The organism is Bradyrhizobium sp. AUGA SZCCT0177 (assembly GCF_018130125.1).
Classification (GTDB): Bacteria; Pseudomonadota; Alphaproteobacteria; order Rhizobiales; family Xanthobacteraceae; genus Bradyrhizobium.
Genome location: NZ_JAFCMA010000018.1, coordinates 128,151 through 150,138, shown reverse-complemented (window position 1 = coordinate 150,138; position 21,988 = coordinate 128,151). Strand labels below are relative to the sequence as shown.

Below are 21,988 nucleotides of genomic sequence, written 5' to 3'. Positions count from 1 at the left end.
CCGGGATCAATTCCGTCGCGCAATCGGGAAATCATAGGCCTGCCGGCCGACCCCCGGCAGCGAAAAGTGCCACCACTCCTTCGAATAGTTCACAAACCCTTGCCGGGCCATCGCGGCGACCAGCGCATTCCGCGATCGCCGTTGCGCCGGCGTGATCGAGGGGGCGGCGGTATGCGATTTGACGTCCGAGCAATCATAGCCGGTGCCCATATCGACGCTGCCTTCCGGCGCGCGCGCCTCTGCAGGCGCGGTGCAGTCGGCGTAAGCCTTGGTGGAATCGAACTTCGCGGAATTGTCGGCGGTCAGATCGACCAGGGTCAGATCGAGCGCGGCGCCGGTCGAATGTCCGGACCGGGTCGCGATATAGCCCAGGCGGAACAAATCGGCCTTACGGAAGGCCGGGTTATAGCGGCGTTCGGCAGGTGTCTCCTTGCCGTTCTTCGACCACGCCACCATGTCGGCGACCGCGCGTTCCGGCCGATAGCAGTCGAACATCTTCAACGACAGCTTTTGCCTGGCGAGTTCCTGCTGGATGTTCTTCAGCGCCAGGCCGACCTCGCGCTTCACGACGCATTCGGCGCCGTCATACCCCCTCAGCGGCTTGCCGACAAAGTTGTTCGACGTGGCGTAGCGCATGTCCTGGATGATGCTGGGATCGATATCGCGCAGGTAGACGAAGCCGCCCGGCAGGGCCTGTGCTCGCACAGCCTGCGGGCTGGACAAGCCAAGACCGGTTAATGTGATCACTAAAATGGCCTGCCATTTCTGCATCGAACACCTTCCCCGCGCGCTGAACGCGGCCCAATTGCGGCAACCCTCTTTACCCTGCGCGGCGACAGACCGGGGGATAACTCGCAAGCCCCCTATTCGCACTTGCCCCGCATGGGAAGTCTGCCTATAGCTCTCGTTTTAATGACCCCTGCATCGAAATCGACCTTCGTCCTCGGTCACCGGCATCTGCTGGGAATCGAGGGGCTTTCCGCCGCCGATATTACCGGCCTGCTCGACCTTTCCGAGGAATATGTCGAGCTCAACCGCCAGGTAGACAAAAAGCGCACTTCGCTGCGCGGTCGCACCCAGGTGAACCTGTTCTTCGAGGCCTCGACCCGAACCCAATCCTCGTTCGAACTGGCCGGCAAACGGCTCGGCGCCGACGTCATGAACATGTCGGTGTCCTCGTCCTCGATCCGCAAGGGCGAGACGCTGATGGATACCGCCGTCACGCTCAATGCCATGCATCCGGACATCCTGGTGGTGCGCCACCACGCCTCGGGTGCGGTGGAACTTTTGGCGCGCAAGGTTGACGGTTCCGTGATCAATGCCGGCGACGGCAGCCACGAGCATCCAACCCAGGCGCTACTCGACGCGCTAACGATCCGCCGCAACAAAGGCCGGCTGGAAGGCCTTGTGATCGCGATCTGCGGCGACGTGATGCATTCCCGCGTCGCCCGCTCCAATATCCTGCTGCTCAACACCATGGGCGCCCGCGTCCGCGTGGTGGCGCCCTCCACGCTGTTGCCGCGCGGCATCGAGCGGATGGGCGTCGAGGTGGCGCGCGACATGCGCGAGGGCCTCAACGGCGCCGACATCGTCATGATGCTGCGGCTGCAGCGCGAGCGCATGAACGGCTCGTTCGTGCCGTCGTCCGGCGAGTACTTCCACTATTTCGGTCTCGACCAGAAGAAGCTCGCCTACGCAAAACCCGACGCGCTGGTGATGCACCCCGGTCCGATGAACCGCGGCGTGGAAATTGATTCATTCGTAGCGGACGGCGCGCAATCGCTGATCCGCGAACAGGTCGAAATGGGAGTGGCGGTGCGGATGGCGGTGCTGGAAGCACTCGCCCGCAACCTGCCGAACGCCTGACATGCTGACCGATCGCCGCCCCATCCTCCTGGCCAACGCCCGCGTCGTTGACCCCTCGCGCGACTTCGACGGCCCCGGTGATGTCCTGATCGCCGACGGCATGATCCGCGACTCAAAGCGCGGCATCGGCGCTGCCGGCGTCCCCGAAGGCACCGACATCGTCAATTGCGCCGGCAAGGTCGTCGCCCCCGGGCTGATCGACATGCGCGCCTTTGTCGGCGAACCCGGCGCCAGCCACCGCGAAACTTTTGCTTCCGCCAGCCAGGCGGCAGCCGCCGGCGGCATCACCACGATCATCTGCCAGCCGGACACCTCGCCGGTGATCGACAATTCGGCCACCGTCGACTTCGTGCTGCGCCGGGCGCGCGACACCGCGATCGTCAACATCCACCCGATGGCGGCGCTGACCAAGGGCATGGGCGGCGAGGAAATGACCGAGATCGGCCTGTTGAAGGCCGCCGGCGCCGTCGCCTTCACCGATGGCGCCCACAGCGTCACCAATGCGCAGGTGATGCGGCGCGCATTGACTTACGCGCGGGATTTCGACGCGCTGATCGTACACCACACCGAAGACCCCGATCTGGTCGGCGAAGGCGTGATGAACGAGGGCGAGTTCGCCGCAAGGCTCGGCCTGGTCGGGATCCCCAATGCCGCCGAGGCCGTGATGCTGGAACGCGACATGCGCCTGGTGGCGCTGACCGGCGGGCGCTATCACGCGGCGTCACTGAGCTGCATCGAGTCGCTCGAAATCCTCAAGCGCGCGCGAGATGCGGGACTTGCAGTTTCGGCGTCGGTTTCGATCAACCACGTCACGCTGAACGAAAACGACATCGGTCCCTACCGGACGTTCCTAAAACTGTCGCCGCCGCTGCGCACCGAGGACGACCGTCTGGCGCTGGTCGCAGCCGTGGCCTCCGGCCTGATCGACGTCGTGATGTCCGATCACAATCCGCAGGACGTCGAAGTAAAGCGACTGCCGTTCGCGGAAGCCGCCGCCGGCGCGGTCGGGCTGCAGACCATGCTGCCGGCGGGCCTGCGGCTGATCCACAATGGCGAGATGGACTTCAAGACCCTGATCCGCGCGATGTCGACGCGCCCGGCCGAGATTTTGGGCCTCCCCGGCGGCTCGCTGCGCGCGGGTTCCCCTGCCGACGTCGTCGTGATCGATGCCGACGTACCCTGGGTGCTCGACCGCGACGACCTCAAATCGCAATGCAAAAATACGCCGTTCGACGAAGCCCGCTTCTCGGGCCGCGTCGTGCGTACTATCGTGGGCGGACGGACGGTCTATGAACATGTCTAATAGAGCGTTTTCAAGCAGTACCGGTTCGCGTCAAGAAAACGCGTCAAAAAAAGACGTGCGCGAAATACTCCGCGGCGGGAGCAACGCCGATGTCGTTTGAACCATTCCTCGTTGTTGCGTTTTTCGTGGGTTATTTCTTTGGCTCGATTCCATTCGGGCTGTTGCTGACCAAGTTCGCCGGCACCGAGGATCTGCGCTCGATCGGCTCCGGCAGTATCGGCGCCACCAACGTGCTTCGCACCGGCCGCAAGAGCCTCGCCGCCGGGACGCTGATCGGCGACGCGCTCAAGGGCACGCTCGCGGTCGTCGTCTGCGGCTATTATGGCGGCCCCAACGCCGCGATGCTGGCCGCATTCGGCGCCTTTCTGGGGCATCTCTATCCGGTCTGGCTCAAGTTCAAAGGCGGCAAAGGGGTCGCGACCTATATCGGCGTGCTGATCGGCCTGTTCTGGCCTGCGGCCGTCGTGTTCTGCGTGATGTGGATCGCGACCGCCATCACCACGCGCTACTCATCGCTGTCGGCATTGATCGCGGCCTTCGTGACGCCGCTGTTCCTGTGGTGGTTCCTCCACCCGGCGCTGGCTTCGCTGTTTGTGGTGATGACGCTATTGCTGTTCTACGCGCACCGCGAAAATATCAAGCGCTTGCAGACCGGAACTGAGAGCCGGATCGGCGCGAAATAATCCTACTTCTGCGCCAGCGCGTCCTCGACGAACCGCGCTGCCGCCAGCGCTTTCGCATCGTCGCCATAGCGCGCGATAACCTGCACGCCCACCGGCAATCCGCCGGCAGCGATATGCGCGGGAATGTTGACGCAGGGCGTTCCCATCAGCGTCCACAGCCGGTTGTAGCGGGCGTCGCCCGTCGAGCCCAATCCCGCCGGTGCTGCACCCGGGGCTGATATGGCCAGCAGCACGTCGACGTCTTCTAAAACTTTTGCCAGCGCGATTCTGGCCTGACGTGTAACTTGCATCGCCCCGTCATAGGCGGCAGGCAGCATGCCCTTGCTTTCGTCCAGCCGTCCACGCAGGTTCGGCGCGACAGCGTCGTAATGCACGCGGTATTCCCAGGCGAGCGCCTGATGCGCTTCGAATTCCTGCACCGTCGGATGCTCACGCCATGCTTCGGCTACGATCTCCGGCATCGCCAGCGTGCGCACGGATGCCCCTGCCCGTTCCGCAGCCTTGGCGGCGATCTGCAGTGCCTCGGCGCCTTCGGCCTCCGGTGCACCGGCAAAGTCCTGGGTCACGACGCCGATACGCGGCGTCGGCACTGACGCCTGCGGCAAAAATTCATCCCGGCCCGTCATCGCCGCAAGGCCGTGCGCAACGTCGCGAACACCGGCGGCGAACAAACCAACGGTGTCCAGCGTCCACGAATAACACTTCACGCCGACGGTCGGCAGCAGGCGGTAGGACGGCTTGATCGCGGCACAGCCGCAGAACGAGGCCGGCCGGATCACCGAGCCACCGGTCTGCGTGCCCAGCGCCAACGGGATCATGCCGGCCGCGACCGCCGCCGCCGAGCCTGCCGATGATCCACCCGGCGTGTGCGCCGTGTTGCGCGGGTTGAGCGTCGCGGTCGGATCTGACGATGCGAACGCCGTCGTCGTGGTCTTGCCGACGATGCTGGCCCCTGCCGCCTTCAGCGCCATCACGACAGCCGCATCTCCGCGCGATCGAAATCCCTTGTAGATCGATGAGCCCATCTCGGTCGGAAAATCAGCGGTATCCATGATGTCCTTGATGCCGACGGCGACGCCGCGCAACGGCCCGGCGTTCTCAGCGCGGATGTTCGGATCATGGCAGACGAAGGCGCCGATCGCTTTCTCCTGCGCGCCGATCGCCTCCAGCGACTGGGCAATCGCGGCATCCGCGGAAAGATCACCCTGCGCGATACGGCGTTGAAGGTCGGCGAGCGAGATCATGGACATTACTCCTGCGGCGGACCAACGGGTTTTACGGAGCCGACCGGAACGGGGCAACGCATCGGCGGGCATGGCAGCCGTGAGAACAGGTGTTGATTGCAATCTCCGGTTGGGCAAAGCTGCACCGACATGCATGACCGTACGCCCAGCGCGCCCCACCTCACCGATTCCGAGCGGATCGACCGGTTGCGGCTCATTCGCTCCGACAATGTCGGCCCACGCACCTTCGCTTCCCTGCTCCGCCATTTCGGCAGCGCCCGCGCCGCGCTGGAGCGGCTGCCCGATCTGGCGCGGCGGGGCGGCGCGTCAGGACCGGGGCGCATCTGCAGCGAGGACGACGCGCGGGGTGAACTCGCGGCTGGCCGAAAGATCGGCATAGCTCTCGTCGCGCCCGGTGAAGCCGGCTACCCGCCGCGGCTGGCCACGCTGGACGATGCGCCGCCGCTGCTTGGCGTCCGCGGCGCGCCCGAGGTGATGATGCGGCCGATGATCGCGATCGTCGGTTCGCGCAATGCCTCCGGCGCCGGATTGAAATTCGCGGGCCAGATCGCGCGCGACCTCGGCGAAGCCGGTTTTGTCGTTATCTCCGGCTTGGCGCGCGGCATCGACCAGGCCGCGCATCGGGCAACGGTTGCGAGCGGCACGGTTGCGGTGCTGGCCGGTGGCCATGACCGGATCTATCCGCCCGAGCATGAGGACCTGCTGGCCGCATTGCTCGAACAAGGCAGCGCGATTTCCGAAATGCCGCTTGGCCACGTGCCCCGCGCCCGCGATTTTCCGCGCCGCAATCGCCTGATCTCCGGCGCTTCGCTCGGCGTCGTCGTGGTCGAAGCCGCCCACCGCTCGGGATCGCTGATCACGGCGCGGATGGCCGCCGAACAGGGCCGCGAAGTTTTTGCGGTCCCCGGCTCGCCGCTCGATCCCCGCGCCGCCGGCACCAACGACCTGATCAAACAGGGGGCGACGCTGACCACGGAAGCGACCGACGTGATCAACGCAGTCGCGCCGATCATGGAGCGCCCGGTCGCAATTGAAGTGCGCGAGCCCGACGGCGAGCCGCTGGATTTCGACGCGGGCGCCAGCGAACGCAAGCGCATCATCGACCTGCTCGGACCAAGCCCGATCAGCCTCGACGATCTGATCCGGATGTCGGACGCCTCGCCCGCGATCGTCCGGTCCGTGCTGCTCGAGCTCGAGCTCGCCGGACGGCTGGAGCGCCACGGCGGCGGACTGGTTTCGCTGATCTAGTTGGAATTTTTCCCGTCGAACTTGGCGCGCGCGCTTTCGATCTCGACCCGGTGATCAAAAGCCCATTTGCCGAGCGCCTCGACCGGCTTCGACAGCCCGCGGCCGAGATCGGTCAATTCATAATCAACGCGCGGCGGAATCGTCGGGAAGACGGTTCGCGTGACGAGGCCGTCCCGCTCCAGGCCGCGCAGCGTCAACGTCAGCATGCGTTGCGAGATGCCCCCCACCATGCGCTTGAGTTCGTTGAAGCGCAGCGGCCCGCCACCGAGCATCATGATGACGAACACGCTCCATTTGTCGCCGACCCGCGCCAGGATCGAGGCCACGCCACGGCAGTCGCTGCTCTCGTGAGCGCTGGGCGGCAGGACAGGCACATTGATGTGCTCGGGTCTCATGGATGTGCTCGGGTTTCAAAAATGTGCGTTCTTGCGGGGTTCTAGGACAGTCACTCATATAGCGCTAGTTACAAATCAATACCAAGGGTGACCCAAATGAAACTTCTGCATATCGACTCCAGCGTCCTCGGCCCCCACTCCGTCAGCCGCCAGGTTTCCGCCGCCATCGTGGAGCGGCTGCGCCAATCCACCCCCGGCCTTCACGTCAGTTACCGCGACCTGACCCTGACGCCGCTGGCGCATCTGTCGGGCTCGCACCTCGCGGCCGGCCAGGGCGCCACGCCCGAGGCATCGCTGCAGCCGGACCTCGCCGCCGGCCAGGCGGTGCTGGAAGAGTTTCTCGCCACCGACATCGTCGTGCTCGGCGCGCCCATGTACAATTTCACCATTCCGAGCCAGCTCAAGGCCTGGATCGATCGCATATTGGTGGCGGGCAAGACGTTCAAATACAGCGCACAGGGTGTCGAAGGTCTGGCCGGCAACAAGCGGGTCATCGTCGCGATCTCGCGCGGCGGATTTTACGGCCCGGGCACGCCGGCCGCCGTCGGCGAGCACCTGGAGACCTATTTGCGCTGGGTGTTCGGCTTCATCGGCATCGCCAATCCCGAATTCATCTCCGCCGACGGAATCCAGGTCGGTCCTGAGCATCGCGAAAAAGCCGTCGCCGGCGCGCTGAAAGCCGCGGGCAATCTGAACGCAGCCTGAGTTGATGCGTGAGCGGTTGCCGTCACCAGAGCCTTTTCCGTTCCGGTGGAATCGGAACGGGGCTCTAGATTCTTGTTTTGACGCGTTTTCTTGACGCGAACCGGTATCCACTTCGCTGGAAAACGCTCTAGGTGCGCGACGGCAGCCGCTCCAATCAGAAAATGCCGTTGATGCGCAGGATCACGACAATCAAGGAGGCCAGGAGACCGACACCCGAAAACAGCGCGACTGAAACAAATTGCGCGGTGTCCGAGTTTTCCGCCGGGGTCGAGGAGATGCCAGTGGTCTTGGGCACGACTGGGCTCACCGGTTGTTGTTTACGAAACGTCCTCGAAATCTCAAGCAGTTGCACGCATGGTTCAATGCGCGTTCTGGCTCAGCGCCAATCCGCCGCAGGTGACACGGGAGCCGGCCAGCGTCCCGCCGGCCGGCTTCGATATTGCCGGGAAATTCGCCCCTACCCCCGATAGATCGGCGCGCCGCTTGGCGAGGCCGTAGCACCCCCGTCGACGAACAATTCCTGCCCCTGGATATGCGCCGCATCGTCGGAGGCCAGGAACAGCACCGTCTTCGAAATGTGATCGGGTTCGCCGATGCGGCCGAGCGGCGTGGTGGCGCCGATGCGCTTCTCGAACGCCTTTTCGGCTTCGGGGGTCGCCAGTGCCGCGCCCCAGATCGGGGTGCGGATCGCACCCGGCGAGACCACGTTGACGCGGATATTGCGCGGCGACAGTTCGGACGCCATCACCCGCGCCATCGCGCGCACGCCGGCCTTGCTTGCCGCGTAGGCGGAGTAGCCGGGATTGCCGAGCACCGAAATCACCGAGCCGTTCAGGATGATTGAGGCGCCATCATTGAGATGCGGTACCGCTGCCTGCACGGTGAAGAACACCGCCGTGATGTTGGTACCGATGACCTTCTCAAAGGTTTCGAGCGTGGCTGATCCAAGCGGCGTGCCGCCGGCAATGCCGGCATTGGCGAACACGACGTCGAGCTTGCCGAATTTCCCAACCGCCTGCTTGATCGCAGCCTCGGTCGCGGCGATGTCGGTGGCGTCGGCGACGATCGCAAGCGCATTTGGCCCGAGTTCTCTGGCGGCGGCCTCCAGCGTCTCCTTGTTGCGCCCGGTGATGGCGACCCGCGCCCCCTCCGCCACGAACAGCTTGGCCGTCGCAAGTCCGATGCCGCTGTTTCCGCCAGTAATGAACGCCGTCTTGTTCGCCAGTCTCACGGGAGCCTCCGATGGTTGCATTATTAAACTAAGTTGCCATCTAGGCCATCTGGTTTTATAATGCAACTACACAAGGCTGTGATCATCCAAAGCGTTTTCGAGCGAAGTGGAGTCCGGTTCGCGTGAAGAGAACGCGTCAAACAAAGAATCCGCGGAGATCGCCATGGTGAAACGCACGAGCTTCGAGAACGACGATTGCCCGATCGCGCGCTCACTGGACGCGATCGGCGACTGGTGGTCGCTGCTGATTATCCGCGAGGCGCTATTCGGCAGCCGCCGCTTCGGCGAATTCCAGAAAGGTCTCGGGCTCGCAAAGAATATCCTGACCGTGCGGCTGCGCGCGCTGGTCGATCAGGGCATCCTCAAAATGGCCCCCGCCTCCGACGGCAGCGCCTATCAGGAATATCTGCTGACGCCGAAAGGCCGCGGCGTGTTTCCGATCCTGGTAGCTTTGCGCCAGTGGAGCGAGGAATTCGACGATCATCCCGACGAGATCGCCACCATCCTGGTCGACAAGGAAAAGGGACGCCCCGTTCGCAAGCTCGAACTCTATTCGCAAGACGGGCGGCTATTGACCGCGGCCGATACCGCGCTCAAGCCGCGCCCGGGCGCCAAGTCATCACGGAAGCTCAGGTCTATTTCGGCCTGAACAGAAGGCTGCTCACGACAGCTTGCGCTTGCTCCGCAGCCGCAGGTGCTCTTGGGCTTCCAGCAGCGCCATCCCGAGCAAATGGCTGAGGACCTCAAGCCGGTGGCGCTCGGCGAGTTTTGTCAATTCGGCAACGGTCTCCGCGATGAAGGCCACGGCCTCGTCGGGGCCGCCCTCCTCACCTGATTCAACCTCTGGCGATCGCCGATTCCTGCCCGAAGCGGTGCGCTTCCGGCCGCCCCCTGCCTTGCTCAAAAAAAATGCACCCAATCCCATGCAGTATGGACAAGGAATAACCCCTTTGCGGGCGCAACTCTAGGACGCATTTCGCAACTTTTCAGATATAAAGTCGCACTTCAAAGGCCCCTGCTCAGAATCTGTCGATTTGACAGGGGCCGCCTCACCACCCATGTTCGGGTCGAAACGGCGGTCGCGAGTCTCGCGGAACCGGCCTTAATCTTTTCCCGTAAGCTATTGGAATGACATGAATATCGTCATTGTGGAGTCGCCGGCGAAAGCCAAGACGATCAACAAATATTTGGGCGCCTCCTATGAGGTTCTGGCCTCGTTCGGCCATGTTCGCGACCTCCCCGCCAAGAACGGATCGGTCGATCCGGACGCCAATTTTCAGATGATCTGGGAGATCGACCCCAAGGCGGCCGGCCGGCTCAACGATATCGCCAAGGCCCTGAAGGGCGCCGACCGGCTGATTCTCGCAACCGACCCTGATCGCGAGGGCGAAGCGATCTCCTGGCACGTGCTCGAAGTGCTGAAGGAAAAGCGCGCGCTGAAGGACCACAAGATCGAGCGCGTGGTGTTCAACGCCATCACCAAGCAGGCGGTGACCGATGCGATGAAGTCGCCGCGCCAGATCGATGGCGCGCTGGTCGACGCCTATATGGCGCGCCGGGCGCTGGACTATCTGGTCGGCTTCACGCTGTCGCCGGTGCTGTGGCGCAAACTGCCGGGCGCCCGCTCGGCCGGCCGCGTGCAGTCGGTAGCGTTGCGGCTGGTTTGCGACCGCGAACTCGAAATCGAAAAATTCGTGCCCCGCGAATACTGGTCGCTGGTAGCAACGTTGACGACGCCGCGCGGCGACACGTTCGAGGCGCGGCTGGTCGGCGCCGACGGCAAGAAGATCCAGCGCCTCGACATCGGCACCGGCGCTGAAGCCGAAGACCTCAAAAAAGCGATCGAGGCCTCCAACTTCACGGTCTCGACCGTTGAAGCCAAGCCCGCCCGCCGCAATCCGCAAGCCCCCTTCACCACCTCGACGCTGCAGCAGGAAGCCAGCCGCAAGCTCGGCTTTGCGCCGGCGCATACGATGCGGATCGCGCAGCGCCTGTATGAAGGCATCGACATCGGCGGCGAGACCACCGGTCTCATCACCTATATGCGTACCGACGGCGTGCAGATCGACGGCTCGGCCATCACGCAGGCGCGCAAGGTGATCGGCGAGGATTACGGCAACGCCTATGTGCCGGAAGCGCCGCGGCAATACCAGACCAAGGCCAAGAACGCCCAGGAAGCCCATGAAGCGATCCGCCCGACCGACATGTCGCGCCGTCCGACCGAAATGCGGCGGCGTCTCGATACCGATCAGGCCAAGCTCTATGAGCTGATCTGGATCCGCACCATCGCGAGCCAGATGGAATCCGCCGAACTGGAACGCACCACCGTCGACATATCAGCCAAGGCCGGCTCACGCGTGCTGGACCTGCGCGCCAGCGGCCAGGTGGTGAAGTTCGACGGCTTCCTCGCACTCTATCAGGAAGGCAAGGACGACGACGCCGACGATGAGGACAGCCGCCGCCTCCCCGCCATGAGCCAGGGCGAAGCGCTCAAGCGGCAGGACCTCGCCGTCACCCAGCATTTCACCGAACCGCCGCCACGCTTCTCCGAGGCATCGCTGGTCAAGCGCATGGAAGAGCTCGGCATCGGCCGTCCCTCGACCTACGCCTCGATCCTGCAGGTGCTGAAGGACCGCGGCTACGTCAAGCTGGACAAGAAGCGGCTGCATGGCGAGGACAAGGGACGCGTCGTGGTCGCGTTCCTGGAAAATTTCTTTGCGCGCTATGTCGAGTACGACTTCACCGCCAATCTGGAAGAGCAGCTCGACCGCATCTCCAACAACGAGATTTCCTGGCAGCAGGTGCTGAAGGATTTCTGGACCGGCTTCGCCGGCGCGGTCAACGACATCAAGGATATTCGCGTCTCCGAAGTGCTCGATGCGCTCGACGACATGCTCGGCCCGCACATCTATCCGCCGCGCGCGGATGGCGGCGATGTCCGGCAGTGCCCGACCTGCGGCACCGGCAAGCTCAACCTGAAAGCCGGCAAGTTCGGCGCCTTCGTCGGCTGCTCGAATTATCCGGAATGCCGCTACACCCGCCCGCTCGCGGCCGACAGCGAGGCAAGCGCCGACCGCGTTCTGGGCAAGGACCCCGCGACCGATCTCGATGTTACGGTGAAGGCCGGCCGCTTCGGTCCCTACATCCAGCTCGGCGAGCAGAAGGATTATGCCGAGGGTGAAAAGCCCCGGCGCGCCGGTATCCCGAAGAACATGTCGCCCGGCGATATGGAATTGGAACTGGCCCTGAAGCTTCTGTCTTTGCCGCGCGAAATTGGAAAACATCCGGAAACCGGCGAGCCGATCACCGCCGGTATCGGCCGCTTCGGTCCGTTCGTGCGCCACGAAAAGACCTATGCGAGCCTGGAGGCCGGCGACGAGGTGTTCGACATCGGCCTCAATCGCGCCGTGACGCTGATCGCCGAAAAGATCTTGAAGGGTCCGAGCGGCCGCCGCTTCGGCGCCGATCCGGGCAAGCCGATCGGGGAGCACCCGAGCCTCGGCGGTGTCGCCGTGAAGAACGGCCGCTACGGCGCTTACGTGACCGCCGGCGGCGTCAACGCCACGATCCCGAGCGACAAGACGCCGGACACGATTACGCTCGCCGAAGCCATCGCTTTGATCGACGAACGCGCGGCCAAGGGCGGCGGCAAGCCGAAGCGTGGCGCGAAGAAAGCCGCACCGAAGAAAGCCGCCAAGGCCAAGGCGCCCGTTGATCCCGACGCGCCAAAACCCGCCAAGAAGGCCGCGGTGAAGAAGGCCGCCGCAAAACCGAAATCGGAAGCCGTCAGCAAGGCGCGCGCGCCGGTCGCGTCTGCGGCAAAGACCTCAGCAGCAAAGCCTGCAGCAGCACCCAAAACGCCTGCGAAGAAAAGCGCGGGCAAGGCCCGGGGATAAGTGAAGAGCAAACACGACAATGGTTTTCCGGCCCGGGACGCCATCGTTGCCTTCATCCGTGCGAATCCAGGCAAGATCGGCACCCGCGAGATCGCCCGCGAGTTCGGCCTGAAGAATGCCGACCGCGTCGAGCTGAAGCGAATCCTGCGCGAACTCGCCGACGAAGGCACCATCGCCAAGCGCGGCCGCAAGGTTCTCGAGCCCGCCGCGCTGCCGCCGACCGTGATGGCCGACATCACCGGCCGCGATACCGACGGCGAGCTGCTCGCCACCCCCACCGAATGGGATGAAGAGGAATTCGGCGCGGCGCCGAAGATCCGCATCCATGTTCCGCGTCGTCCGCAACCGGGCACCGCCGCCGGGGTCGGCGACCGCGCGCTGCTCCGCGTCGAAAAGACCGACGACACCGCTGGCACGCCCTATCGCGGACGCGTCATCAAGGTCATCGACCACGCCCGCACCCGCCTGCTCGGCATTTTTCGAAAGCTGCCCAATGGCGGCGGAAGGATGGTGCCGGTCGACAAGAAGCAGGCCGGGCGCGAATTGAACATCGCAAGCTCAGACACCGGCGGCGCCGAGGATGGCGATCTCGTCAGCGTCGATCTCGTGCGGACGCGCGGCTACGGCCTGGCGTCCGGCAAGGTAAAGGAGCGGCTCGGTTCGCTCGCGACCGAGAAAGCGGTCAGCCTGATCGCGATCCACGCCCACGACATTCCGCAAGCCTTCACACCATCCGCGTTGCACGAAGCCGAGGAGGCAAAGCCGGCGATACTCAAGGGTCGCGAGGACTGGCGCGAAGTACCGCTCGTCACCATCGATCCGCCCGACGCCAAGGACCATGACGACGCCGTTCATGCCGCACCCGATGACGATCCGAACAACAGGGGCGGCTACATCGTCCATGTCGCGATCGCCGATGTCGCGTTCTATGTGCGGCCGGCCTCGGCGCTCGATCGCGACGCGCTGACGCGCGGCAATTCGGTGTATTTCCCGGACCGCGTGGTGCCGATGCTGCCCGAGCGCATCTCCAACGATCTGTGCTCGCTGGTGCCGGGCGAGCCGCGCGGCGCGCTCGCGGTGCGGATGGTGATCGGACCTGACGGCCGCAAGCGCTCGCACAGTTTTCACCGGGTGCTGATGCGTTCCGCCGCCAAGTTGAACTATGCGCAGGCGCAGGCCGCAATCGACGGCCGCCCCGACGACACGACTAGCCCCCTGCTCGAACCGATCCTCAAACCGCTCTATACGGCCTATGCACTGGTAAAGCTGGCGCGTGACGAGCGTGATCCCTTGGATCTCGATCTGCCCGAGCGAAAAATCCTGCTCAAGCCCGACGGCACCGTCGACCGCGTCATCGTGCCGGAGCGGCTGGATGCGCATAAACTGATCGAGGAGTTCATGATCCTCGCCAACGTCGCCGCTGCCGAAATGCTGGAGAAGAAGGCGCTGCCGCTGATCTACCGCGTGCACGACGAGCCGAGCCAGGAGAAGGTTCATAACCTGCAGGAATTCCTGAAGACGCTCGACCTGCCGTTTGCGAAAGCTGGTGCGTTGCGCCCCGCCCTGTTCAATCGCGTGCTCGGCCAGGTCCGCGGCGAGGACTATGAGCCGCTGGTCAATGAAGTGGTGCTGCGCTCGCAGGCGCAGGCGGAATATTCGGCGGAGAATTATGGCCATTTCGGCCTGAACCTGCGGCGCTATGCGCATTTCACCTCCCCGATCAGGCGATACGCCGATTTGATCGTGCATCGCGCGCTGATCCGCGCGCTCGGCCTCGGCGAAGGCGCGCTGCCGGACACCGAAACGCTGGAAACGCTGAGCGAAGTCGCCGCACAGATATCGGTCACTGAACGCCGCGCCATGAAGGCCGAGCGCGAGACCGCCGACCGGCTGATCGCGCATTTCCTCGCTGACCGCATCGGTGCGACGTTCCAGGGCCGCATTTCCGGCGTCACCCGCGCCGGACTGTTTGTGAAGTTGTCTGATACCGGCGCCGACGGGCTGATCCCGATCCGCACGCTCGGAACCGAATACTTCAACTATGACGAGACGCGCCATGCGCTCGTCGGCTCACGCAGCGGTGCCATGCACCGGCTGGGGGACGTTGTCGACGTACGTCTGGTAGAAGCAGCACCTGTAGCTGGCGCGCTGCGGTTCGAGTTACTATCTGAAGGCAAGGTCATTCCGCGCGGCAGAAAACAAGGCGGCCGCCGCGAAGGTTCGAAACCGCCGGTCACGTCATCGAAGACGCGTCCGGGCCGCAGCCCGCATCCGAAGGATAGCAAGTCCGGTAAAGGCAAGCCCGGCAAATCGAAGAGAGGCAAGTCATGGAAACGGTGAACCCCGCGACGACAGTCTGGACCAGGGAATCCGTGAAGGGCGAAAAGCGTGATCTCTGGACCGCGATGAAGCGCGGCTTCATGTGCCGTTGCCCGCGTTGCGGCGAAGGCAAGCTGTTTCGGGCGTTCCTGAAGGTCGACGACCATTGCAAGACCTGCGGGCTCGATTACACGCCGCACCGCGCCGACGATCTGCCGGCCTATCTCGTGATCGTCATCGTCGGCCACATCGTGGTACCGGTCGTGCTGTGGGTGGAAACCAATTATTCGCCGGCGATCTGGCTGCAGATGGCGATCTACCTGCCCTTCACCTTCCTCTCGTCGCTGTTGCTGCTGCAACCCGTCAAGGGCGCCGTGGTCGGCTTCCAATGGGCGCTGCGCATGCATGGCTTTGACGAAAATGCCCCTAGCGACATTCCGCCGGTCTAGAGCATAATCGGTTCTGATTGCATCAGAACCGAAGCTCTAGGTTCTTATTCTGACGCGTTTTCTTCACGCGAACCGGTATCCACTTCGCTCGAAAACGCTCTGCCTAAACCAAGAACAACAAGAGACTGAACGGGGATGGAATGACCGAAGCAGCGCCTGCAATCGTCGAAGGAAAAGAAGCCGATCACCATCCCTATTTCCGACCGAAGGATGCCGCGACGCTGATCCTGATCGACCGGAGCGGCGACAAGCCGAAGGTGCTGGTCGGCAAACGCCACGACAATGTGGTGTTCATGCCGGGCAAGTACGTTTTCCCCGGCGGCCGCGTCGACAAGGCTGACAACCGCATTCCCGTTGCCGCGCCCATCACCGGCGAACTCGAAGCCAATCTGCTGAAGGGCAGCCCGAAGATCGCGCCGTCGCGCGCACGTGCGCTGGCGGTAGCAGCGATCCGCGAAGCCTGCGAGGAAACCGGTCTCTGCCTCGGCCGCAAGGTCGAGAAGCCCGTCAAACTCGAAGGCGCCTGGCAGCCGTTCTCGGATGCCGGCCTGCTGCCCGATCCGTCCAGCCTGTTCCTGATCGCACGCGCGATCACCCCGCCCGGCCGCGTCCGCCGTTTCGACACCCGCTTCTTCACCGCCGACGCATCGGCAATCGCCCACAAGGTCGAGGGCGTGATCCACGCCGACGCCGAACTGGTGGAGCTGGTTTGGGTCGAGATCGGCTCCAAACCGCTCGCCGATGCGCATGCCATGACCAAGAACGTGCTCGCCGAACTCGACCGCCGCCTCGCCACCGGCCCGCTGCGCCACGACGCCCCGGTGCCGTTCTTCCATTTCTACGGCGGCAAGATGCAGAAGGACGTGCTGGGGGCGTAGGGCTCGGCTCTCACAGCGTCATTGCGAGCGAAGCGAAGCAATCCATCTTTCCCCGTGCGGAGATGTGGATTGCTCGCTTCGCTCGCAATGACGGTATTGGCGGCGTAGAATCCTTCTCTCCCGATCCCTTAAATTGCAAGATTCTTCCCGTCTCGCCCGATGGCGCGGCCTTCACCCATGCCTATCTCTTTCGTCAACACCAACGAACACGGAAACGGGGCGATGGCACAACGGCAACTCAAGCTCGGCGCGTTCATGCGGCCGGTTTCTATCCACACCGGCGCGTGGCGCTATCCCGGGGCTTGGCCGGACGCCAACTTCAATTTCCCGCATATCAAGAAACTGATTCAGAAACTGGAAGCCGGCAAGTTCGACGCCTTCTTCATGGCCGACCATCTGGCCGTACTGAACATGCCGGTCAATGCGCTCAAGCGGAGCCACACCGTGACCTCGTTCGAACCGTTCACGCTGTTGTCGGCGCTGGCCGGCGCCACCGAGCATATCGGCCTGATCGCGACGGGTTCGACCACGTTCGACGAGCCCTATCACGTCGCGCGGCGCTTCGCCTCGCTCGATCACATCAGCAATGGGCGCGCGGGGTGGAACATCGTCACCACCTCCAATCCGGACGCCGCGCTGAATTTCGGGCTCGACGATCACATGGAGCACGCGGAGCGCTACAAGCGCGCGCGCGAATTCTATGACGTGGTCACCGGCCTGTGGGATTCCTTTGCCGACGATGCCTTCGTGCGCGATGTCGAATCCGGCCTCTATTTCGATCCCGCCAAGATGCACGTGCTCAACCACAAGGGAAAATATCTGAGCGTCCGCGGCCCTCTCAACATCGCCCGCCCGGTGCAGGGCTGGCCGCTGATCGTGCAGGCCGGCGCCTCCGACGACGGCCGGCAACTCGCGGCAGAGACGGCGGAGGCCGTGTTCACCGGCGGCGGCTCTCTCGCCGATGCCCAAAAACTCTATGCCGACATCAAGGGGCGGATGGAAAAAATCGGCCGCAATCCCGAGCATCTCGTCATCCTGCCGGGCGCGTTCGTCGTGGTCGGCGACAGCGTCGATGAGGCAAAGGAGAAGCGCGCAAAGCTCGACAGCATGGTGCATTACGACAGCGCCATCGCCTCGCTGTCAGTCCAGCTTGGCACCGACGCATCCGGTTTCGATCCCGACGGCCAATTGCCTGAAATCCCCGAGACCAACGCCAGCAAGAGCGGCCGCCAGCGCCTGGTCGATGTCGCGGCGCGCGACAAGCTCACCGTGCGTCAGCTCGCCCAGCGCGTCGGCGGCTATGGCGGGCTCTCCTTCGTCGGCACGCCGGTGACGATCGCCGACCAGATGGAGGAGTGGCTGACGAGCCGCGGCAGCGACGGTTTCAACATCATGTTCCCGTTCCTGCCTGCCGGCCTCGACGATTTCGTCGACAAGGTGGTGCCGGAACTGCAAAAGCGCGGGATTTTCCGCAGGGAGTATGAGGGCAAGACCCTGCGGGAGAATTTGGGGCTGCCGAGGCCGAAAAACCGGTTCTTTGAGGGTTAATTGCCCGGATTCATACCGGTATTTGCCCTGGAAACCTTGACTTTGGGCGATCAGAAGCTAGGTTGCCCGGCAAATGCGGGCCGATTTGGCCGGCACCCGATTTTCACACATCAAGGGTTCTGAACAATGGCCAAAGCGGTCACCATCAAGGTCAAGCTCGTTTCCACGGCGGACACCGGCTTCTACTACGTCGCCAAGAAGAACTCGCGCACCATGACCGACAAGCTGGTCAAGAAGAAGTACGACCCGGTCGCGCGCAAGCACGTCGAGTTCAAGGAATCGAAGATCAAGTAAGCGTTCGAAACGCTGCTGTCTGACTTGAACGGGGCCTCACGGCCCCGTTTTCGATTCCGGGTTCGTGTCCTGGACACGGTGCAGCGTGCAACGCTGCTCCGCAAAGCCGGGACCCAGAAAAGCAACACAGTGCGATGCCGACACATGGGCCCCGCTCTGCAGCGCACCGCTGAAGAAGCGCTGCGCTGCGTCCGGGGCACGAGAGCTGAGTTGACTCCTGCCGCCATCGTCAGAGACGCTATAGGTGCCCGAGGGATTTTCGGATGGGGGAAGTGAGAACGCAGCTGGTTGTCCTGCTCGCAGGCTTGGTGGGTTTCGCGGTTGGAGCAGCTATGCTTGGATTCGCGGCTCTATCTATCGGGATCTTGTTTCTCGGTCTCGTACCAGGAGGTATTCACGGTGGTAATTGGACCGTCCTTGTGCTCTTCGGAACCCTAGTTGGCCTTGGAGTGGGTGGAGTGGTGGGGGCCAAGGGAGCGGTCCGCCTCGCCAAATCCTGGCGCCGTTAGAAGGAATAGCCTTGGTGCCGTCAAATGCGGCCCTGTTTCGATTCTACGCCGCTTTCACCAATGGCGGTTCGCTTGGTCTGATCAGCGCGAATGCGACCTGAATGATTCCGCCCGCAAGCCCCAGCGCGACGCCGATCCGCCACGCCATGGTGTAGGAGCCGAGCTGGTCGTAGATCAGCCCGCCGCCGTAAGCGCCGAGGAACGAGCCGAGCTGGTGGCTCATGAAGGCGAGGCCCTGGATCATCGCCTGCCATTTCAGGCCGAACATTTCGACGACGGCGCCCGCCACCAATGGGCCGACGCCCATCCAGAGGAAGCCCATGATCGCGCCGAACAGCAGCGTGGTCGCCGGCGTTGCCGGCAGCATGAAGTACCAGGCGAGCGCGATCGAGCGGACGATGTAGATGCCGCCGAGCAGCGCAAGCTTGTTCCAGCGCTGGCCGGCCCAGCCGAAGAACAGGCTGCCCAGCACGTTGAAGCCGCCGATCATGCCGAGCGTCTGCGCGCTCAGCATCGGATCGAGGCCGCAGATCAAAAGATAGGACGGCAGATGCGTGGTGAGGAACACGAGCTGCATGCCGCAAACGAAATAGGCGCAGGTCATCACCACGAACGATGCGTTGCCGAACGCGATCTTTGCGGCGGTTGCAGCCGAAGCGTCGCCGATGTCGTCGACCGCCTTGGGCGGCAGCGGGATCTTGTCGGCCCTGCCCGCGTACCAGGCCGCCGGCAGCATGAACAGCGACAGGATCACAAAGCCGGCGACGCCGGCGCGCCAGCCAAAACCTTCATTCAACATCTGCCCGATCGGCGCCGACACCAATGCGGCGAGCGATCCTGCCGCCGAGACCATGCCCATCACGGTGCTGCGCACGGTGGCCGGCACGGCGCGCGCCGCCACCGACATCGCAATCGCATTGGCCGTGCAGGCCAGCGAGAAACCGATCAACACACCCGCGCCGATCAGGATCGGGATCATCCCCTGCGCGGTCGCCATCAGGGCAAGGCCCACGATGTACAGCAGCGAGCCCACGATCATGATCGGGCGGAAGCCGTAGCGCACCGTCAAGGCGCCGGCGACTGGTTGCAGGAAGCCCCAGGCGAGGTTTTGCACGGCAAGCGCCAAGGTGAAATCCGACACCGAAATTCCGATGTCCTTCGTCAGCGGCTGCATGAAAATACCAAAACTCTGCCGCAGGCCCATGCTCAAGGTCAGCATCAGCGAGGCGCCGATCAGGATGGGGAGCGTTGGGCGCAGGATTTGCAGCAGGGCCATTGTTTTTATTCTCCCTAGCGGCCGCGATTCAAAAGCCGCGTCCTGCAACTGGCACCTGAAATAGGTACACAGACCTGTGTAACTAGTCTATAAGGGCTCCCGACTGTCAAGGCGGAAGGATATCGCGCGCACGCATGGCACCCCTGCCCGCCAAACCGGCGATGAAGGACCGGATACTCGAAACCGCGGATAGACTGTTCTATCTGCAGGGGATTCGTGCGGTCGGCGTCGATACCATCGCGGCCGAAATCGGCATCAGCAAGCGCACGCTGTACAACCACTTCCCCTCCAAGGATGCGTTGATATCGGCCTATCTGGCACGCCGCTGCGTGCAGCCTCGACCGTCAGACAAGCCACCCGTCGAACAGATTCTCGGCACCTTCGATGCGCTGGAGCGGCGCTTTGCAGCCAGGGATTATCGTGGCTGCCCGTTCGTCAACGCGGTGGCCGAACTCGGCGGCGAGGATAAATCCGTCCGCAAGATCGCAATCGCGTTCAAGGAAAGCCGCCGTCTCTGGTTTCGCGATCTGCTGGTGCAGCTCGGCGCCGCCGACGCGGAAGGCCTTGCGACGCAGCTAGCGTTGCTGGTCGACGGCTCGATCGCGCAGGATCTGGTGCGCAACGATCCGGCGATGGCGAGAGCGGCGAAAGCGGCCGCAACGGTGTTGCTGGCGAATGCGGGAGTGCAGGTCGGTGGGGCCGCGCAAATGCCGCAAGTAAAAACACGGTGAGATAATCATGCTCTATCGTCGTCCCTGCGCACGCAGGGACCCATACGCCGTGGCCTTTCAATAGGGCGATGTGGTAGCTACCTTCCGCTACCAGTGAGGCCGGTGGTTATGGGTCCCCCGATGCGCAATTGCGCATCTGAGCGTTCGCAGGGACGACTAAAAAAATTCGGCCCGTGCGATGCGTGTGCCGGCAAATGAGGAAACACCATGGAAGACCTGAAAGTGACGGCTGGCGGTTACGACTTCAAACCGGCCCACGCGGCCATGCAGCGCTATATCGACGGTAATCTGCTGTCCGGCATCTCCTGGGCGGTCATGGTCGGCCGCGATCTGGTTGATGTCAATTGCGTCGGCTGGGCTGACAAGGAAGCGCAGACGCCGCTACGCCCCGACCATATCTTTCGGATTTTTTCCAACACCAAGCTGATCACTTCCTGCGCCGCATTGCTGCTGTTCGAGGAAGGCAAATTTGGGCTCGATGACCCGATCGAGAAGTTTATTCCGCAGCTTGGAAATCGAAAGGTGTTACGCCCTGGCGCAACCTCGCTCGATGACACGGAGCCGGCGAAGAGCCCGATCACCATCCGTCAACTGCTGAGCCACAGCTCCGGCCTGAGCTACGGATTCTTCGATCCCGGCACCACGATCTTCAAGGCCATCAACGAGCGCGGCGTCCACAACCCGATGACGACGCTTGCCCAGATGGTCGACGTGCTGGGGGACCTGCCGCTGATCTATCAGCCGGGGACGTCCTGGGAATACTCGCTTGCCATCGACGTGGTGGCGCGGCTGGTGGAAGTCATCAGCGGCCAAAGCTTCGACAGGTTCATCCAGGCGCGGATTCTTGATCCACTCGGCATGGTCGACACCGGTTTCGTCGTGCCGGAGAAGGACTGGGGAAGACTGGTCGCGTATTACGCCGGCGCTGACATGATGGAGCCGATGAAGCCGGGCCTCACCCGTACCGATAACGCGCCCTTCCCCGGCGCCTATCTGCGGCCCATTGCGAGACTCAATGGCGGTGGCGGCCTGGTCTCAACGATGCCCGACATGGTCGCGTTGATCCGAAGCCTGCTGCCTGGCGGCCGAACGCTGCTCAAGCCGGAAACGATTGCGCAGATGATGACCAACCAGCTGCCGGACGGTCAGTGGATCCGCTTTGCCCTGATGGGCGAACAGGTCGGCAAGGCGCACACGCTGGCCGGCGGTCTGATCGTAAAGCCGACGCCGTTCGATCACCCCGATGCCTCGGGCGAGCTCTACTGGGGCGGCCTCGCCGGCACGCAATGGTGGATTTCGCCGCGACATAACATGGCCGGCGTGATGATGGCACAGCGGCAGATGGCGTTCGTCCATCCGTTCTCGTTCGAATTCAAGCGGCTGGCGTATGACGCGGTGAAGCGCGGGCGGTAG

The 21,988-nt window shown here is 63.6% G+C and carries 21 protein-coding genes; 14 read left to right on the top strand and 7 right to left on the bottom strand.

What is annotated here, in order from left to right:
- Window positions 1–6 precede the first annotated feature (6 nt).
- Complete coding sequence (locus tag JQ597_RS21800) at window positions 7–771, bottom strand: M15 family metallopeptidase (protein WP_212266288.1); 765 nt, start codon at window positions 769–771, stop codon at window positions 7–9.
- Window positions 772–912: 141 nt separating this feature from the next.
- Here JQ597_RS21800 and JQ597_RS21795 point away from each other — a divergent pair, with 141 nt between their 5' ends.
- From JQ597_RS21795 to plsY, 3 genes are all read left to right on the top strand, one after another.
- Window positions 913–1,866, top strand: a complete 954-nt coding sequence (locus tag JQ597_RS21795) for an aspartate carbamoyltransferase catalytic subunit (RefSeq protein WP_192733697.1) — start codon at window positions 913–915, stop codon at window positions 1,864–1,866.
- Window position 1,867: 1 nt separating this feature from the next.
- Window positions 1,868–3,169 carry a dihydroorotase gene (locus JQ597_RS21790; protein WP_192733698.1) on the top strand — a complete coding sequence of 434 codons (1,302 nt, stop codon included), beginning with the start codon at window positions 1,868–1,870 and terminating at the stop codon, window positions 3,167–3,169.
- A gap of 89 nt (window positions 3,170–3,258) precedes the next feature.
- Entirely contained in the window at window positions 3,259–3,852 is a 594-nt protein-coding gene (gene plsY / locus JQ597_RS21785) for a glycerol-3-phosphate 1-O-acyltransferase PlsY (RefSeq protein ID WP_212266286.1), read from the top strand.
- A 2-nt stretch (window positions 3,853–3,854) separates the two neighbouring features.
- On the opposite strand, the gene JQ597_RS21780 is transcribed toward plsY, so the two are convergent.
- The gene (locus JQ597_RS21780) at window positions 3,855–5,096 is read right to left on the bottom strand and encodes an amidase (RefSeq protein WP_212266284.1); all 1,242 of its coding nucleotides are present in this window, start codon (window positions 5,094–5,096) and stop codon (window positions 3,855–3,857) included.
- Window positions 5,097–5,225: 129 nt separating this feature from the next.
- Between JQ597_RS21780 and dprA the strand changes: the two genes are divergently transcribed.
- A complete protein-coding gene (gene dprA / locus JQ597_RS21775) occupies window positions 5,226–6,344 on the top strand; it encodes a DNA-processing protein DprA (protein ID WP_212266282.1) in 1,119 nt (372 codons plus the stop codon).
- On the opposite strand, the gene JQ597_RS21770 is transcribed toward dprA, so the two are convergent.
- Window positions 6,341–6,739 carry a winged helix-turn-helix transcriptional regulator gene (locus tag JQ597_RS21770; RefSeq protein WP_212266280.1) on the bottom strand — a complete coding sequence of 133 codons (399 nt, stop codon included), beginning with the start codon at window positions 6,737–6,739 and terminating at the stop codon, window positions 6,341–6,343. The two genes, dprA and JQ597_RS21770, sit on opposite strands and share 4 nt — an antisense overlap.
- Before the next feature lie 96 nt (window positions 6,740–6,835).
- Here JQ597_RS21770 and JQ597_RS21765 point away from each other — a divergent pair, with 96 nt between their 5' ends.
- On the top strand, window positions 6,836–7,444 hold the full coding sequence (locus JQ597_RS21765; RefSeq protein WP_212266278.1) for an FMN-dependent NADH-azoreductase: 609 nt from the start codon (window positions 6,836–6,838) through the stop codon (window positions 7,442–7,444).
- Between the two features lie 154 nt (window positions 7,445–7,598).
- On the opposite strand, the gene JQ597_RS21760 is transcribed toward JQ597_RS21765, so the two are convergent.
- Together JQ597_RS21760 and JQ597_RS21755 are read right to left on the bottom strand one after the other, a co-directional pair.
- A complete protein-coding gene (locus JQ597_RS21760; RefSeq protein WP_212266344.1) occupies window positions 7,599–7,739 on the bottom strand; it encodes a hypothetical protein in 141 nt (46 codons plus the stop codon).
- 162 nt (window positions 7,740–7,901) lie between these two features.
- Window positions 7,902–8,675 (bottom strand): glucose 1-dehydrogenase, encoded by a 774-nt coding sequence (locus JQ597_RS21755; protein ID WP_212266276.1) that lies wholly within the window; start codon window positions 8,673–8,675, stop codon window positions 7,902–7,904.
- Window positions 8,676–8,838: 163 nt separating this feature from the next.
- On the opposite strand from JQ597_RS21755, the gene JQ597_RS21750 reads away from it, so the two are divergent.
- Window positions 8,839–9,324: a winged helix-turn-helix transcriptional regulator gene (locus JQ597_RS21750; RefSeq protein WP_212266274.1), complete on the top strand. Its 486-nt coding sequence runs from the start codon at window positions 8,839–8,841 to the stop codon at window positions 9,322–9,324.
- A 12-nt stretch (window positions 9,325–9,336) separates the two neighbouring features.
- Here JQ597_RS21750 and JQ597_RS21745 read toward each other — a convergent pair whose 3' ends face one another.
- On the bottom strand, window positions 9,337–9,480 hold the full coding sequence (locus JQ597_RS21745) for a hypothetical protein (RefSeq protein WP_192733705.1): 144 nt from the start codon (window positions 9,478–9,480) through the stop codon (window positions 9,337–9,339).
- Between the two features lie 328 nt (window positions 9,481–9,808).
- On the opposite strand from JQ597_RS21745, the gene topA reads away from it, so the two are divergent.
- The 6 genes from topA (at window position 9,809) to rpmG (ending at window position 18,059) form a co-directional block, all read left to right on the top strand.
- Window positions 9,809–12,571, top strand: a complete 2,763-nt coding sequence (gene topA / locus JQ597_RS21740; RefSeq protein ID WP_212266272.1) for a type I DNA topoisomerase — start codon at window positions 9,809–9,811, stop codon at window positions 12,569–12,571.
- A complete protein-coding gene (rnr, locus tag JQ597_RS21735; RefSeq protein WP_212266270.1) occupies window positions 12,572–14,911 on the top strand; it encodes a ribonuclease R in 2,340 nt (779 codons plus the stop codon).
- Window positions 14,899–15,339, top strand: coding sequence for a DUF983 domain-containing protein (locus JQ597_RS21730; protein WP_211996023.1), 441 nt, complete (start codon window positions 14,899–14,901; stop codon window positions 15,337–15,339). The genes rnr and JQ597_RS21730 overlap by 13 nt, the downstream gene beginning before the upstream one ends.
- A gap of 140 nt (window positions 15,340–15,479) precedes the next feature.
- Window positions 15,480–16,217, top strand: coding sequence for an NUDIX hydrolase (locus JQ597_RS21725; RefSeq protein ID WP_212034932.1), 738 nt, complete (start codon window positions 15,480–15,482; stop codon window positions 16,215–16,217).
- 222 nt (window positions 16,218–16,439) lie between these two features.
- A complete protein-coding gene (locus tag JQ597_RS21720) occupies window positions 16,440–17,765 on the top strand; it encodes an LLM class flavin-dependent oxidoreductase (RefSeq protein ID WP_212266268.1) in 1,326 nt (441 codons plus the stop codon).
- A gap of 126 nt (window positions 17,766–17,891) precedes the next feature.
- On the top strand, window positions 17,892–18,059 hold the full coding sequence (gene rpmG / locus JQ597_RS21715; protein ID WP_027537094.1) for a 50S ribosomal protein L33: 168 nt from the start codon (window positions 17,892–17,894) through the stop codon (window positions 18,057–18,059).
- A gap of 552 nt (window positions 18,060–18,611) precedes the next feature.
- On the opposite strand, the gene JQ597_RS21710 is transcribed toward rpmG, so the two are convergent.
- Window positions 18,612–19,844: an MFS transporter gene (locus JQ597_RS21710; protein WP_212266266.1), complete on the bottom strand. Its 1,233-nt coding sequence runs from the start codon at window positions 19,842–19,844 to the stop codon at window positions 18,612–18,614.
- Window positions 19,845–19,978: 134 nt separating this feature from the next.
- Here JQ597_RS21710 and JQ597_RS21705 point away from each other — a divergent pair, with 134 nt between their 5' ends.
- Together JQ597_RS21705 and JQ597_RS21700 are read left to right on the top strand one after the other, a co-directional pair.
- Entirely contained in the window at window positions 19,979–20,575 is a 597-nt protein-coding gene (locus JQ597_RS21705) for a TetR/AcrR family transcriptional regulator (protein ID WP_212266264.1), read from the top strand.
- Between the two features lie 207 nt (window positions 20,576–20,782).
- On the top strand, window positions 20,783–21,988 hold the full coding sequence (locus JQ597_RS21700) for a serine hydrolase domain-containing protein (RefSeq protein ID WP_249148090.1): 1,206 nt from the start codon (window positions 20,783–20,785) through the stop codon (window positions 21,986–21,988).

Coding starts and splice junctions, on each gene's coding strand:
- JQ597_RS21800 (WP_212266288.1), bottom strand. CDS start 771: ATGCAGAAATGGCAGGCCATTTTAGTGATCACATTAACCGGTCTTGGC.
- JQ597_RS21795 (WP_192733697.1), top strand. CDS start 913: ATGACCCCTGCATCGAAATCGACCTTCGTCCTCGGTCACCGGCATCTG.
- JQ597_RS21790 (WP_192733698.1), top strand. CDS start 1,868: ATGCTGACCGATCGCCGCCCCATCCTCCTGGCCAACGCCCGCGTCGTT.
- plsY (WP_212266286.1), top strand. CDS start 3,259: ATGTCGTTTGAACCATTCCTCGTTGTTGCGTTTTTCGTGGGTTATTTC.
- JQ597_RS21780 (WP_212266284.1), bottom strand. CDS start 5,096: ATGATCTCGCTCGCCGACCTTCAACGCCGTATCGCGCAGGGTGATCTT.
- dprA (WP_212266282.1), top strand. CDS start 5,226: ATGCATGACCGTACGCCCAGCGCGCCCCACCTCACCGATTCCGAGCGG.
- JQ597_RS21770 (WP_212266280.1), bottom strand. CDS start 6,739: ATGAGACCCGAGCACATCAATGTGCCTGTCCTGCCGCCCAGCGCTCAC.
- JQ597_RS21765 (WP_212266278.1), top strand. CDS start 6,836: ATGAAACTTCTGCATATCGACTCCAGCGTCCTCGGCCCCCACTCCGTC.
- JQ597_RS21750 (WP_212266274.1), top strand. CDS start 8,839: ATGGTGAAACGCACGAGCTTCGAGAACGACGATTGCCCGATCGCGCGC.
- topA (WP_212266272.1), top strand. CDS start 9,809: ATGAATATCGTCATTGTGGAGTCGCCGGCGAAAGCCAAGACGATCAAC.
- JQ597_RS21730 (WP_211996023.1), top strand. CDS start 14,899: ATGGAAACGGTGAACCCCGCGACGACAGTCTGGACCAGGGAATCCGTG.
- JQ597_RS21725 (WP_212034932.1), top strand. CDS start 15,480: ATGACCGAAGCAGCGCCTGCAATCGTCGAAGGAAAAGAAGCCGATCAC.
- JQ597_RS21720 (WP_212266268.1), top strand. CDS start 16,440: ATGGCACAACGGCAACTCAAGCTCGGCGCGTTCATGCGGCCGGTTTCT.
- rpmG (WP_027537094.1), top strand. CDS start 17,892: ATGGCCAAAGCGGTCACCATCAAGGTCAAGCTCGTTTCCACGGCGGAC.
- JQ597_RS21710 (WP_212266266.1), bottom strand. CDS start 19,844: ATGGCCCTGCTGCAAATCCTGCGCCCAACGCTCCCCATCCTGATCGGC.
- JQ597_RS21705 (WP_212266264.1), top strand. CDS start 19,979: ATGGCACCCCTGCCCGCCAAACCGGCGATGAAGGACCGGATACTCGAA.
- JQ597_RS21700 (WP_249148090.1), top strand. CDS start 20,783: ATGGAAGACCTGAAAGTGACGGCTGGCGGTTACGACTTCAAACCGGCC.